Source organism: Psychrobacter communis (genome assembly GCF_014836505.1).
Classification (GTDB): Bacteria; Pseudomonadota; Gammaproteobacteria; order Pseudomonadales; family Moraxellaceae; genus Psychrobacter; species Psychrobacter faecalis.
In genome coordinates, this window is the sequence record NZ_JACSQR010000002.1 from 135,547 (window position 1) to 149,744 (window position 14,198).

General features: G+C 44.1%; 10 protein-coding genes and 1 other RNA gene. 1 reads left to right on the top strand and 10 read right to left on the bottom strand.

Features of this window, described 5'->3' with window-relative positions; all coding sequences use genetic code 11:
* Positions 1-30 precede the first annotated feature (30 nt).
* The 10 genes from H9653_RS01535 to ffs form a co-directional block, all read right to left on the bottom strand.
* Entirely contained in the window at positions 31-1,710 is a 1,680-nt protein-coding gene (locus tag H9653_RS01535; protein WP_404814799.1) for an ABC transporter ATP-binding protein, read from the bottom strand.
* A gap of 34 nt (positions 1,711-1,744) precedes the next feature.
* Positions 1,745-2,827 (bottom strand): ABC transporter permease, encoded by a 1,083-nt coding sequence (locus H9653_RS01540; protein ID WP_191689927.1) that lies wholly within the window; start codon positions 2,825-2,827, stop codon positions 1,745-1,747.
* The gene (gene yejB / locus H9653_RS01545; protein WP_191689929.1) at positions 2,827-3,894 is read right to left on the bottom strand and encodes a microcin C ABC transporter permease YejB; all 1,068 of its coding nucleotides are present in this window, start codon (positions 3,892-3,894) and stop codon (positions 2,827-2,829) included. The genes H9653_RS01540 and yejB overlap by 1 nt, the downstream gene beginning before the upstream one ends.
* A 42-nt stretch (positions 3,895-3,936) precedes the next feature.
* Complete coding sequence (gloB, locus tag H9653_RS01550) at positions 3,937-4,716, bottom strand: hydroxyacylglutathione hydrolase (RefSeq protein WP_191689931.1); 780 nt, start codon at positions 4,714-4,716, stop codon at positions 3,937-3,939.
* A gap of 132 nt (positions 4,717-4,848) precedes the next feature.
* Positions 4,849-6,681, bottom strand: a complete 1,833-nt coding sequence (locus H9653_RS01555) for an extracellular solute-binding protein (protein ID WP_191690049.1) — start codon at positions 6,679-6,681, stop codon at positions 4,849-4,851.
* Between the two features lie 291 nt (positions 6,682-6,972).
* On the bottom strand, positions 6,973-8,082 hold the full coding sequence (serC, locus tag H9653_RS01560) for a 3-phosphoserine/phosphohydroxythreonine transaminase (protein ID WP_191689933.1): 1,110 nt from the start codon (positions 8,080-8,082) through the stop codon (positions 6,973-6,975).
* A 100-nt stretch (positions 8,083-8,182) separates the two neighbouring features.
* Positions 8,183-8,944, bottom strand: a complete 762-nt coding sequence (locus H9653_RS01565) for a hypothetical protein (RefSeq protein ID WP_191689935.1) — start codon at positions 8,942-8,944, stop codon at positions 8,183-8,185.
* A gap of 146 nt (positions 8,945-9,090) precedes the next feature.
* On the bottom strand, positions 9,091-12,201 hold the full coding sequence (locus H9653_RS01570; protein ID WP_191689937.1) for a M48 family metalloprotease: 3,111 nt from the start codon (positions 12,199-12,201) through the stop codon (positions 9,091-9,093).
* A gap of 49 nt (positions 12,202-12,250) precedes the next feature.
* Positions 12,251-12,847: a LemA family protein gene (locus tag H9653_RS01575; RefSeq protein ID WP_191689939.1), complete on the bottom strand. Its 597-nt coding sequence runs from the start codon at positions 12,845-12,847 to the stop codon at positions 12,251-12,253.
* 208 nt (positions 12,848-13,055) lie between these two features.
* Positions 13,056-13,152, bottom strand: an RNA gene (gene ffs / locus H9653_RS01580) — signal recognition particle sRNA small type.
* 298 nt (positions 13,153-13,450) lie between these two features.
* Between ffs and H9653_RS01585 the strand changes: the two genes are divergently transcribed.
* Positions 13,451-14,167 carry an SIMPL domain-containing protein gene (locus tag H9653_RS01585; RefSeq protein WP_144296230.1) on the top strand — a complete coding sequence of 239 codons (717 nt, stop codon included), beginning with the start codon at positions 13,451-13,453 and terminating at the stop codon, positions 14,165-14,167.
* Positions 14,168-14,198 lie beyond the last annotated feature (31 nt).

The following is a 14,198-nucleotide window of genomic DNA, read 5'->3' on the forward strand; positions in this document are numbered from 1 at the left end:
TTTACTTATAATAATTGATAGCGTTTATTGTTATAACAAATTCGCCTGCAACAGCTGCTGTGCGTATGGGTGCTGTGGGTTATTAAACACATCTTCGCTAGGGCCCGACTCAATGCACACACCATCTTTTATCACCATCATATGCTGACATAAGGCGCGTACTACTTTTAAATCGTGGCTGATAAACACATAGCTGACTTGCAATTTTGCTTGAATTTCCCGTAGCAAGTTGACCACCGTAACCTGCGTGGTGCTATCAAGCGCCGACGTTGGCTCATCTAATATCAATAAACTTGGCTGCATAATAAGGGCACGCGCAAGGGCGACGCGCTGACGCTGACCACCTGATAGTTCATGCGGATAACGCTGCGCAAAATCAGCTGGTAGATGCACTGTCGCCAAACTATCCATCACTGCTTGCTGGCGTTCTGCTTTATTGACACCTTGAACTAACAGCCCTTCTTCGACGATTTGCATGACTGTCATGCGCGGATTGATACTGGCAAAGGGGTCTTGAAACACCATTTGACTTTGCGAGCGAAAGGTGCGCAAATCACGTTTGGACAATGCTGTCATGTCCTGTCCATTGACCATTATCTGACCACTGACACGCGCTTGATTACTGAGTAATTGACTTAGCGCAAGGGCAATCGTCGTTTTGCCAGAACCTGACTCACCAACGATACCTAATGCCTGCCCTTTCCGCAGGGTCATATCGACATCTTGTACCGCATCAAACCAGCGTTTGGTACCGCCAAACAAGCTTTTTTCAATCGGAAACTGCACTTTTAGGTTACTGACCTGCAATACGGTTGGTAACTGACTTTCATCCTCCAATAAACTGAGCGCGTGCCCGAAATCTTGCTGAATAAGCGAGCGGGTATATTCTGCTTTCGGCTCATTAAATACCGCTGCCGTTTGCCCTTGCTCAATCGTTTGCCCTTGGCGCATAACGATGACATCATCACTATAACGCCTGACCAGATTGAGATCATGGCTGATTAATATCATCGCCATATTGTGCTGACGTTTGAGATTATCTAGTAGCTCAAGAATCTCATGTTGCAAGGTTACATCAAGCGCAGTAGTCGGTTCATCAGCGATTAAAATATCAGGTTGCTGCGCCAATGCCATGGCAATCATGACTCGCTGACGTTGACCGCCCGATAATTCATGCGGATAGCGATTTAGCTTATCAGCAGGGTCGTTGATATTGACATCATTTAACAAGGCGATACTTTTTTCGCGCCATTGCTTTTTGGCTACGCCGCTGAGATGCAATGATTCAGCAATTTGTTTGCCGACTGTATGTAGTGGATTAAGCGCCGTCATCGGCTCTTGAAACACCATACCGATACGCTGCCCTCGTATAGAGCGCAGCGCCGCATTACGTGCCTTATTATTAGCTACCAGTAATGTCATCATTCCTGTTACATCTGCTAATCGTACATCGCCAGTAACGGTCAAACTGTCCGGTAGCAAGCCTAATAGCGCAAGACTGGCAATCGACTTACCAGAGCCCGACTCACCTACGATAGCTAACGTCTGCCCTTGCCGTAGCTCATACGATAGCTTATCTACCAGAGCAACACCTGCATGAGTTATGATGCTAAGTTTATCTACGCTCAGCATGAGCTTGTTTTGGCTGTTGCTATGACTATGATTTAAATAGGCATTTTGCTCAGTAGCACTTTGCTCAGTCGTCGTCATATTAGCGTTTATCATCTTATCAGTTGTCATAATATCAGGAGCGCCTCGGATCAAAGGCATCACGTAGCGCTTCGCCAACGAAGATGAGCAATGATAAGATAAAGGTTAAGCTAAAGAACCCTGATAGCGCAAGCCATGGGGCATCAAGGTTGTTTTTCCCTTGTACCATCAGCTCACCAAGCGACGGTGAACCAGGTGGCAAGCCATACCCTAAAAAGTCTAACGCTGTTAAAGCAATAATATTAGCCGTTAAAATAAACGGCAGTTGTGACAAGCTTGATGCCAATGCATTTGGCAAGATATGCCTGAGCATGATTTGACTGTCTGATACCCCAAGGTTACGCGCGGCACGAACATAATCAAAATTACGCGCGCGCAAAAACTCTGCTCGCACCAACCCTACCAATCCCATCCAGCCGAATAACAACATCATCGCAAACAGCATAAAGATACTAGGGCTGAATAAGCTGACCAAAATAATAATCATAAACAGCTGAGGCATCCCGCCCCATACTTCCATAAAGCGCTGCCCGGCCAAATCCACCCAGCCACCATAATACCCTTGTATCGCACCAACGATAATACCAATGAGTGCCCCCGCGAGCGTCAGTGCCAGTCCAAACAATAACGATACCCGCAACCCATAAAGTATCCGCGCCAGTACATCGCGTCCTAAGTCATCAGTGCCCAGCCAGTTCTGGCTATTGGGCGCGGCTGGATATGGAATCCCAAGCTCAACGTTGGGTGTCTGGTCAGCAAAAGGAATGGGCGGCATAATATAAAAGCCCTGCCCATCAATCAGAGCTTGCACCGCAGGGTCCTTATAGTTGGTTTCGGTCTCAAACACTCCGCCAAAAGTCGTTTCAGGATAGGCTTTTAATACGGGGAAATAATAATCACCTTGATACTGCACCAGTAGCGGCTTGTCATTGGCAATCACGTTGGCTGCCATACAAAGGACAAATATTAGGGCAAAAATAGCGAGCGATACGACCCCTAGACGATTGCGACGAAAACGCTTTAGACGCGCCTGCCAGATAGGGTTTAGGCGGCGTTTTTTTTCTATAGCAATAGACGCTGCGCTTGAGGGTGTTGAAGATAATGGATGACTTGACATTAGCGCCCCTCAAAATCAATACGCGGATCAATTAAGTGATAACTCAAATCACTGATTAACTGCAATAACAGCCCGAGCAAAGTAAAGATAAACAGCGTACCAAATATCACCGGATAATCACGCTGCTGAATCGCTTCGAAACCCAACAACCCCAAACCATCAAGTTTAAAGATAATCTCAATCAAAAAATTACCGGCAAAGAAAATCCCAACGATGGCCGCTGGGATACCGGCGATAATAATCAGCATGGCATTACGAAAGACATGACCGTATAACACTTGCCGTTCGCCCAAGCCTTTGGCGCGCGCGGTAAGCACATATTGCTTACCGAGCTCTTCTAAAAAACTAAACTTGGTCAAATAAGTCAAGCCAGCAAAGCCGCCAACGGTACTTGCTAGGAGCGGCAATGCCAGATGCCAAAAGTAATCTTTCACTTTACCAAGGGCGCTTAATTGATCGAAATTTTCGGAAGTTAATCCTTGCAGTGGAAAGACATTCCAGTAGCTGCCACCGGCAAAAAAAACTAACAGTATGACGGCAAATACAAAGACGGGTATCGCATGGCCGATAGCAAGCAGCATCGCCGTGGCTTTATCAATCCCCGAGCCATGATGCATGGCTTTATAAACACCCAGTGGAATGGCGATCATATAAATCAGCAGCGTGCTCCAAAGCCCGAGTGAGATGGAGACGGGCAGCTTCTCTATAATGAGGTCAGTCACAGTCTGACCTTTAAAAAACGACTCACCAAAATCCAGCTGGGCATAATTTTTTAGCATGAGCCAAAAGCGCTCAGGCGCGGATTTATCAAAGCCGTATTGCGCATTGATGGCCGCTACCATCTCCTCCGATAGACCGCGTGTACCTTGGTAAGTACTAGTATTACCGGCACTGCCCGCACCAAGATTACCGCCGAGCGCATTGTCCTTTGCGCTTTGCTCAATAAGCGCCAGTTGCTGCTCAACAGGACCGCCCGGCGCCGCTTGTACAATGACAAAGTTTGCCAGCAATATCAAAAATAGCGTCGGTAATATCAGTAATAACCTTTTTAAGATATAACGACCCATAATGGCGGCTTCCTAAAATAAAGAGATATGACAACTTAGCATTTAGAAGTTATTTTTTAGCTCACGTAATGCTGCAAATATAGTTAAAGACTTATCATCATCAATAGTGACTTCAGACTTCACCCCTGCAATCACACTTGGCTCTTGCGTGCGCAAAAACACATTGATTGCGCGCTCATGCTCTAAAGTAACGGGCAGCGTCGGGACACCTTGGGCGGTTTTTTCTTCTGCTTGCGCAAGCGCTTGCTGCATCGCTTCATTAGCCGGTTCAATAGATAAGCCAAAGCGTAGATTACTGGCCGTATATTCGTGTGCTGGATACAGCAGCGTCTCAGCTGGCAAGCCATTTAAACGCTTAAAGCTCTCATGCAATTGCTCAATCGTACCGGTAAAGACGCGACCACAACCGGCACTAAATAAAGTATCACCGCAAAAACAATGCTTCTGCCCATCTATATCCAAAATATACGCCACGTGGCTTGCTGTATGACCTGAGACATCCCATACTTGCGCGGCGCAGCCCCAAGCACTGACCGTACTGCCGTCTTTAATGGTCTGGTCTTCATCGACGTTGTGTTCTGTATGCGCAACCAGATGGGTCATCGGATAAGACTCTTGTAGCTCGGCAACACCGCCGATATGATCATGGTGATGATGCGTGGTCCAGATAGACGTCAGCTCCAGCTCATGCTCCTCTAAATAAGCAATCACTGGCTCAGCTTGACCCGGATCAATGACAATCGCCTGCTTATTATTTTCATTAATGAGTGTCCAAATATAGTTGTCATTGAACGCTTTAATGGGGTGAATACGAATACTCATATAAAATCCTTAGCAGTGATTGTCTTTACTACTGATGTTTTTTATTAAATTTTAAAAACCAAATGAAACGCGACTTTACTTATTGGTTTAAATGATAATTTTTAAATAACTGTTTTGAGCCATTATCTTAAACTATTGCTTTAAGTATCGATTAACACGGGCTTCCGCTTCTTTATCTGACCACCAATAATCGATACCGATCGCATTGGACGGCAGTTTTGCAGTATGACGATATTGATTCCAGTAGGCAACATTGGTGCTAGATTTGCCGTATAAAGGCACTAAATAATGACCTGCCCGTAGCAAGCGATCGAGCACCTTGGTATATAAAACAATCTCATCACGGCTCTCAGCATTTGCAAGTGCGGTTGTGACCTCATCTATCACTATATTTCTAATACCAATGGTATTGGCGTTACCCGCTTCATCAGCGGCGGCACTGCCCCAAAATGCCGCTTGCTCAGCACCAGGTGATAAGCTCTGTGCAAAGACGTCGACCACCATATCATAGTCAAAACGACGCATACGCTCGTAATATTGCGGCCCATCGACTTGGCGTAAGGTCGCATCAAAGCCCAAACGCTTTAAATTACGGATATAAGGTAGCAAGACACGCCCCATGGTCTCGCCTGTCATCAAAATTTCAATCTGAGCAAGCTTACCGTTTGGCTGATACAACTTCATATCTTGATAATAAAAACCAGCCTCTAGCAATAGCTGCCGCGCCTCTAACAATCCTTGACGATTAAAACCGCTACCATCGCTGGTTGGCAATCGCCATTCGTCTAGTACCGCTTGCCGTTGAATCGGTTCAAGCTTGGCTAGCAATGGGCTTAATACCTGCATCTCAGCCGCAGATGGCGTACCAGTAGCAGCAAGCTCTGAGCCATGAAAGAAGCTTTGTAAGCGCTCATACTGCCCATGAAATAAGGTTTTATTCATCCACTCAAAATCATAAGCTGCCGTCAATGCTTGGCGGACGCGAATATCTTGAAAAATTGGCCTGCGCATATTCATCACCAGACCCTGCATCGGTACTGGGTTTTCGCTGCTGATGGTTTCTTTATTAATCAGACCAGCTTTGACGGCTGGGAAATTGTAACCTGTTGCCCAATTAGAGGCTTTGTTTTCCGGGCGAAAGCGATATTGCCCAGATTTAAAACCCTCAAAAGCAATCTCATCACTTTGATAATAGACAAACTTAATCATATCAAAGTTATAACGACCGCGATTGACCATCAAATCACGGCCCCAATAATTGGGATCACGCACATAGCTGACCGCGCGCCCCGCATCGACGCGGCCGAGTTTATAAGGACCACTGCCCATGAGCGGCGTCAAGGTTATTTTCTCAAAATCTGTATCAATCGATGACTTAGCAAAAATAGGGAATTGCCCAACCGTTAATAAAATCTCTTTATTTTCATCAGACTTAAAAACAAACTTGACGCGCTGCTTATCGATAATCTCAATGTCTTTAATATCGCCCAAATAGCTGCGGATATACATTGGGCCTTTAGTCAGTATCGCATCATAGGTGGCTTTAACATCGTGACTGGTCACCGCTGTCCCGTCCCAAAAGCGCGCAGCAGGATTAATATGATAGATAATCCAACTGGTGTCATCAGGGTCATACGTGACTTTATTTGCCAGCTGCGGATACATGGTAAAGGCTTCATTGAGTGAGCCTGTCATCAAGGTATCATACAGGTAGTCAGTACCAACCATTGCCACACCTGTGGTCATCCATTTATTGGCCGCATTAAAGGTGCCGCGTGCCTCAAGCGATAATGTGCCACCCTTGGGCGCATTGGGATTGGCATAAGGCATAAACGGCACGTCAATATATTCAGTGGTACTATTATGCCCAAGCGCAGTCGTGGTGATTGGCGCGGCAATACTAGCAGGTATCCAGCTGATAGTAATGGCAAGCAAGACGGCTTTTAGCATGGTATTTTTTAGCATCATAAAGTTATAACAAACCCTTTTGCCAGACCGAATGAATATATTGAGCATTTAACCAGTGACTGAAAGCCACCGACCGCTTATGAAATAAAAGCTGAAAAAATATGACGTATCTGACGTATCGTAAGTGCTGCAAAATTTTATCATAACAAACTTAGGTTTTTTAACCTAATGCTTTGCAGCGTTAAGGTTGCCACATAACCCATTATGCTACTTAAAAAAACACTAATACGCATAAAAAAAGACGCAGCCCATAAAAGTTGCGTCTTTTGTTTTAAAACCTGTGCTAACTTAAGCGTGCTTTTTTTCAAAGGCGATCATAAAGTCAACCAATTGCTGTACCCAGTCTAGCGACACTGCATTATAAATACTGGCACGCATGCCGCCAACATCGCGGTGACCTTTTAGATTCATCAAACCTGCTGCCGCTGACTCTTCTAAGAATACTTTGTCAAGGCTGCTGTCTGCTAACGTAAACGGCACGTTCATGATAGAGCGATATTTGGGGTCAACTGGATTGCTATAAAAGCTGCTGTCATCAATCGTTTTATAGAGCAAATCAGCTTTTTGTTGGTTGATTTCACCGATAGCAGCAACGCCGCCCTGCTCCTCTAACCAATCAAATACCAACCCTGCTAAATACCAAGAATACGTCGCTGGCGTGTTTGACATTGACTCTTTTTCAGCCTGATGTTCATAATTCATCAGCAGCGGACACCATTCACTTGCTTGCCCCAATAAATCTTCACGAATAATGACAATGATTAATCCTGCTGGCCCGATATTTTTTTGCGCACCGGCATAAATCATGCCAAATTTAGAGACGTCAATAGGCTGTGACAAAATGCAAGAAGACATATCGGCGATAATCGGCGCATCGACTTGTGGCGGCTCAAATATTTGTACACCATGAATGGTTTCATTAGCGCAGTAGTGGAAATATGCCGCATCTTCGCTTAGGTTCCAATCGCTTTGGGCTGGCACGTCGGTAAAATTACTGTCTTTACCCGTTGCCACTACATTAACCTCGCCTAAACCCAGTTTGGCATAGCGCTGTGCTTCTTTAACCGCTTTACCAGACCAAGTACCTGTCGTTAGATAGTCTGCGCGGCCACCATTTAACAGGTTTAATGGAATCGCTGAAAACTGTAAGCTGGCACCGCCTTGTAAAAACAGCACTTTATAGTTATCTGGAATGTCCATTAGCGAGCGCAATTTGGCTTCCGCTTTTTCGGTAATCGCGATGTATTCTTTACTACGGTGACTCACTTCCATGACCGACATACCGCGTCCCTGCCAATCAAGCAACTCTTCTTGAGCGCGTGATAAGACGGCGGTCGGTATGGTGGCAGGTCCCGCTGAAAAATTGGGTACACGGTTAGGAGCGGCTTTAGTGGTCATAATCATTATCCTAAATATGATGAAATCATCGTGGTTATTAAAGGTTAAAGGTGAATTTTATCGTTATTTTTTAATCTCTGTCATAGTAAGTGGCAAGCCTTTAACGCTGGCTCGATAACTGCTCCCACAGCTGACGTTTAAGGCTACTATCAGTAAGCATCTCATCGAGTGTGGGCACAGTAGTAAAGTTCGGATGCTCAAGGCCGTCAGGTAATATGGTCAATGCCGCCACTTTTATATCTTCGCTACGACCAATCTTAAAGACATATCCTGCAAGGCTGGCATTAGCAAGCTCAGCGGTATCCATACCTTCACAAATAGGAAAGGATGTAGTCTCACAACTGATGGATAGCGCTTGGGTGATATTTTGCCAAAGCTTTTGGCTGTCATTATTGAGGGCTTGGATATCAACCAAAATTACCCAATCGCCATAGCGACCACCTTGTAAATCAAATGGTACTACCTTTTTAAAGCTATCGTCTTTAAAGTTATTCTCTTTAAAACTGCTATCTTCAAAGCTTGGAGCATTATTTACATTATCAATCGCAGCTTGCTGAACGACAGTATTTACAAGGGAGGTAACGGCGGGCTTAGAGATGTCAGGGGCAGTCGAGTCAAAACTATAGGTAACGGGGCTTTGTTGGTCAGAATGACTTAAACCTGTAGCATTAGATAGAGTGCTGGCATTAGATAAAGTTGAGTTAGCGGTAGTCTGCTCAGGCAGAGTAGGCGCAGAAATATCAGCGATACTCAATGTTTCAGAGCTTGGCTGCACCCACTGATTGATACCCATCATCGCTAAAATCTGGCGCTGCTGCATACGATGCTGCAATACAATTAGCGGGTCTTGAATATCACTCATGCTTATTTACTATCCTACTTATCTAAAATGGATTTACAGGCTTTTAATGTCAAAAACAATATTAAAGAACGATGTTAAAAAAAAGGATTAAAAATATAGTCGATTCAATTTAAAAAAGAATACTCAAATGCAATTAATGACATTGCTCAAAAAAGCTGCCGAACGCCTAGCCAATGATTGGCAAGCTCGGTCAAACAATCATACTCATCTTGACTGACTATCGTATCGTGTAACATCACTGTATGCAACGTACTCAGCCATTGCCGGTACGTATGATAAGTATAAAAATGGCGCGTACTATCATTGCCCGCCTTATCTGCCCTATCTGCCCTATCTGCCCTATCTGCATTGCCGTCCTGTATATGAGCATTATAATCTATTTGAGCGCCGCCCTGTTGCCTCTGTCGATAATTATCATCACCTTTGGCTTCTGATACAGACGATTGACTTGCAGACGCTATAAAAATAGGCACCGCTTCTATTAATGCTAATAATTGGACAGTATTTAAACTTTGCGCAGTCAATAACAACCATTGCAAATTTGCCTCACCAACGGCTGCTAAATCAATATCAATCAAACGTGCATGACGGCGTAAATCTACAAGATAATGAGCAACGCTAGCACTATTATAGCTGAGCACTGAAATAGGTGTTGAGATAGGTACTGAGCTATCTAGGGCAGATATTATCTGCCCTTTGGCATCCTTTGATAAGCGATAAGCCAATAAAGTAAGCATTGTTCTCGCGGCAATATCGAGACCATTAAACACCTGTCCTGACGGGTCAAGCTGAGCATAGATATCATCCGTGCCAGCGTGCAATACTTGCTGCCATTGATAGTATGGATATTGAGGGTGAAGATGCGACTGAACCTGTGTATCATTTAATACGGCAGACAATACGGGTAACAATTGCTGCAGCTGTAGCGCCTGCCATAACGCTAAAATCGCTGGCGACCGAGAATAGGTATTCTCTAAAGGATTTAATACGGATGTAGATTTATCAATAGAATCATCATTATCTATAGTATCAGCAAATTTTTGGCTTAAATCAGCCGTTAGGGAATTTTCAAATAGCTCAATGATACCTCGCTGATAACGCAATAGCATTGACCGACACTTTTTTTGCTGCACGTAATGTTGATGATCTTGATTACGATGACTGGCTTCATATTTTAAGCGCAACTCATCGATAGCGTTTTCTGATAAATTATGCTGGCGTAGTTGCTTTAGCGCCAATGCAATCAAAGCACTGTCTACGCGCCGATCAAGATTTGCCACTGCCGCTAATAATTTATGATCGAGTGTATGCGGTAAAATTTGTGTGTTGCCGCTTGTATCAGTTTCAGCAGCAGAGGTTCCATCGTTAGCAAGCCCAAGCCAGATATCAGTTAAATCATAAGTTGCTGTTGTTGACAGCACACAACCCTGATGACAAAGTAACACGACTTCAATCAAAGCTTGCGCCCCTAGCGGGTGATAACTGTGATTGAGCACATACTGCGGTAGCAATACCTTTTGTATGTCATCAATGCCAACCAATGCATCAGACGGCAAATCACTATCAGGTTTGGCTTGCCATGGCTTAAGCAGCTGCTGAGTACCGATATCTTCTGCTTGCACCTGCAAACGCCCATCAATAACAACATCTTGCTCTACAACAAATTCAAGCCCACTGTCGCTCTGCAATTCATTATTTATCTCACTAGTAGAATAGGTTGCGATTTCTTTTTCGATAGCAGCTTTATGAATAGTATTTTTTTGAATAGTATTTTTTTGAATGGCATCTTCGTCAATAACATCATTGAATGTATTATTAATATTTTTATCAGTGAATTTATTTTCACTTAGGCTATTTGTTACTATCACGCCCCAATCACCCAAGCGGCGCTGCTCATAAATTTCTTTTATCTTTTGCTGATTGAGACGTTTTTCTTTAGCCACTTGCACGGCGAAATCATGATAAGCGTTGGCATTGATAGCACTCATACGCTCAGCCAAACTTGGATGCGTGGCAAACCATGATACGTCACCCAAATCAGCACCACTACTGGCAAAAAAGAAATGACTTAATCCATTGATATCGGCGATGCCAGTTAAGCGCGAACCAAGCGCATCTTGATGAATGGCCTTTAAGGTTTCCATAATAGCCGGCGAACGTGTCAGCTGCACACTGGTCGCATCAGCAAGCAACTCGCGCTCACGGTTAAAGCTGTGTTTAATCAGCTGCGCACTGGCCATACTAGAAAAGCTCAAACCATGAATTAATAATGTCCAAATATTGCGCGGTGCTTGATTATCAAACTTATTATTATGTTGTAGCCATCTTGACTGACCCTTAGCTGAAGATTGCTGGCTTTGCGACTGGTTTTGCCAGTAGGCTACCCATTCGCTATGAGTGGTAAAGTTGGCTGTCTGCGCTTCAGTGCGACGCGCATGGCTATCGATTGCTTTTTGCGGTAAAGGGTTGCTTTGATTGACCGCACTATTAATAAAAGAGCCATCAAAATAGTTTTGCTGAGTGGTTTGATGACTGACTTTATAACCAGAACCAAAATCATTAATAGAATCACTCCAGTCATAGAGTAATTGCAAACCTGCTAGTACCACCATTAGCTGTAAATTAAACGTCGCATCGCCATGCAAGATATGACCATACTCATGCCCTATCAGCCCGTATAGCGCCTCATCAGATAGTTTATCGAGGGCGCCTTGGGTGACGACGAGCACCATATCTTGGCTATGGCGACCCGCCACAAAACCATTAATGCCTTGTTCTTCAGGTAGCACATATAAAATTGGCATTCGCAAACCTGAAGCAATGGCTAGCTGCTGGGCAATCTCATAATAACGCCGATAAACAGGCGGGAAATCCCGCTCATCACGCACGGCAATCTGGCGGGCACTAAAGCGAACTTTTGATACAGGCTGATGCTGATGGGCAACTCCTTGGCTATGCTCCCAAGCGTCTTGGCTTTGGTCGATAAATAAGCGCACTGCACCCACACGTTGAGCAATCGCCCGACCACCTGCTTTTAAGCGCCTATACTCTAAAAAACTACCAACGACAAAGCTACCGATTGTCCATACGACCACCAGTATTAATACCCAATGATAAATGCCACCGGTAAATAGCGTGAGCAGCAACGCCATGACACCAAGTGCTACAGCAATATGGGCAAAGACAATCAGAAAAAATAGTCCATAAAGCAACAAGCTGCGCTGAGTACGGCTACGCTGTGCACCAAAAAAATCCATCTATTTATTTACCTAACGCTAGCTAAACACATTTAACATTATTTGAGCATCAGCCCATATCGACGACAGGTGCTTGAGCAATTACCTTTCTATCTTCAAATACCAATGGGCTAAGTGGACGAAAGCCAAAGGTTGTGCTGACAAGATTATTAGGAAACACTTCGCGGTCATTGTTATAAAACATCACGCTGTCATTATAATGCTGACGGGCAAAGCCAATCCTATTTTCGGTATTGGTGAGCTCATCCATCAGCTCTTTAATCATACTATCCGCTTTTAACTCAGGATAGGCTTCTACAACCGCTGAGAATTGCCCCAAGGCTTTTGACAACATACCCTCTGCTTTGGCAAACAACGCCATATGTTCAAGGGAGTCTGGCTGATGCTTAGTAGAATCTTGCAAGCTTTGGGCATGATTACGCGCATTAATCACACGGGTCAGCGTCTCTTCTTCATGGGTCAGATAACGTTTAGCGGTTTCGACCAAATTTGGAATCAAATCGTGACGGCGCTTTAGCTGCACATCGATTTGTGCAAAGCCATTTTTTGCTTGGTTGCGGGCACGTACCAGCTTATTAAATACTGACACCCCAAACACCACGATCAATATCACCACTGCAATGAATAGCCAAACGAACATTTTCATTATCAGACTCCAAAAGGTTTTTTGTTCACAAAATTGTTATTAAAGGTTACTACATTGTATTTTAACTCATATATTTTGTTTAAAGTCTAAAATCAGACGAAATGCAGGCGAAAAAAAAGCCCTTTACAATTAAGGGCTTATTATAAGGTTTGACTCGTTTAAAGCGATATAGCACGACTATCAGCAAATTTTAGGTAAAAAAAAGCGACTCCATCAGCACATCCTCGGCACACATTATAACTATTACCGTTGCTACCTTCCGGTCCTGGCGGGATTCATAGAACAATGTTGCGAGGCTACCAATGGAGCCACCAGTTGCAGATTATACAAGATTTTTTTATTATTACAACCCCCCATTGTCAAACTGTTTGCTTTAGGCAATAGACAACCTTATCAGTAATACGTGCAAGTGACGATGTAGCCAAATTTAAACAGCAACTTAACTGACAAAATACTCATAGCAAATTGTTGATTTTTTGCTATTTTAGTCAAGGTATGTTGCATAAAAACCAATATAGAAAACACTCATATAAAAATGAGTTTTCTGACCATATCCCTCATACAACTATCATGACCATTACTAGCACTAATTAGGAGATAATTATGAAAAACACTTGGATGAACAAAGCCGCACTTGCTACGGGTACCGCTGCTCTACTAACAGCAATGATAGGTAGCGCCCATGCAGAACCTACAGGCTACGATCAACTGACTTTTCAGACAGAAGTCAAAGAGGAAGTCCAAAACGACGAAGTTCGCGCCACTATGTATAAAAAAGCGCAAGCATCAGATGCTAAAACGCTAGCGACCACGCTTAATACTTCGATCAATAACGCGATGAAAATCGCCAAACGCTACCCAAGCGTGACGGTTAGTACTGGCCAGCAGCGCACCTATCCGCGCTACGATAAAAACGACAAAATCATTGGTTGGACAGGACAAGCCAACATCGACTTAAAGAGCACTGACTTTGCTGCCACCAGCCAACTGATTGCAGACTTACAGCAAACCTTAGTGATGGAAAACCTAAACTTTGGGGTTTCAGACGCTAAAAAAGATGCGCTAGAGCAAAAGCTTATGACCGATGCTTCTCGCGCTTTTCAGCAGCAGGCTAAAAACCTGACTCGTGCATGGGATGCGCGCGGTTATCGTGTCGTCACTGTCAATCTAAATACCGGCAGCAACTACCCTCGCCCTATGTATAGCGCGATGAATATGAAAGCTGAAGCGGCGGATGCCTCAGTACCAAGCCAAAGCTTTGAATCGGGCAATAGTACCATTTCAGTCACTGCCAATGGCACGATTGAGTTGTCTAAATAAGATAACGACAGTTATAGAAAATGGTTTTTAA

What these genes read in the sequence shown, in the direction of transcription:
- H9653_RS01570 (WP_191689937.1), bottom strand. Translation starts at nt 12,201, where the DNA reads ATGGATTTTTTTGGTGCACAGCGTAGCCGTACTCAGCGCAGCTTGTTG.
- H9653_RS01575 (WP_191689939.1), bottom strand. Translation starts at nt 12,847, where the DNA reads ATGAAAATGTTCGTTTGGCTATTCATTGCAGTGGTGATATTGATCGTG.
- H9653_RS01585 (WP_144296230.1), top strand. Translation starts at nt 13,451, where the DNA reads ATGAAAAACACTTGGATGAACAAAGCCGCACTTGCTACGGGTACCGCT.
- H9653_RS01555 (WP_191690049.1), bottom strand. Translation starts at nt 6,681, where the DNA reads ATGCTAAAAAATACCATGCTAAAAGCCGTCTTGCTTGCCATTACTATC.
- H9653_RS01565 (WP_191689935.1), bottom strand. Translation starts at nt 8,944, where the DNA reads ATGAGTGATATTCAAGACCCGCTAATTGTATTGCAGCATCGTATGCAG.
- serC (WP_191689933.1), bottom strand. Translation starts at nt 8,082, where the DNA reads ATGACCACTAAAGCCGCTCCTAACCGTGTACCCAATTTTTCAGCGGGA.
- H9653_RS01535 (WP_404814799.1), bottom strand. Translation starts at nt 1,710, where the DNA reads ATGACGACGACTGAGCAAAGTGCTACTGAGCAAAATGCCTATTTAAAT.
- H9653_RS01540 (WP_191689927.1), bottom strand. Translation starts at nt 2,827, where the DNA reads ATGTCAAGTCATCCATTATCTTCAACACCCTCAAGCGCAGCGTCTATT.
- gloB (WP_191689931.1), bottom strand. Translation starts at nt 4,716, where the DNA reads ATGAGTATTCGTATTCACCCCATTAAAGCGTTCAATGACAACTATATT.
- yejB (WP_191689929.1), bottom strand. Translation starts at nt 3,894, where the DNA reads ATGGGTCGTTATATCTTAAAAAGGTTATTACTGATATTACCGACGCTA.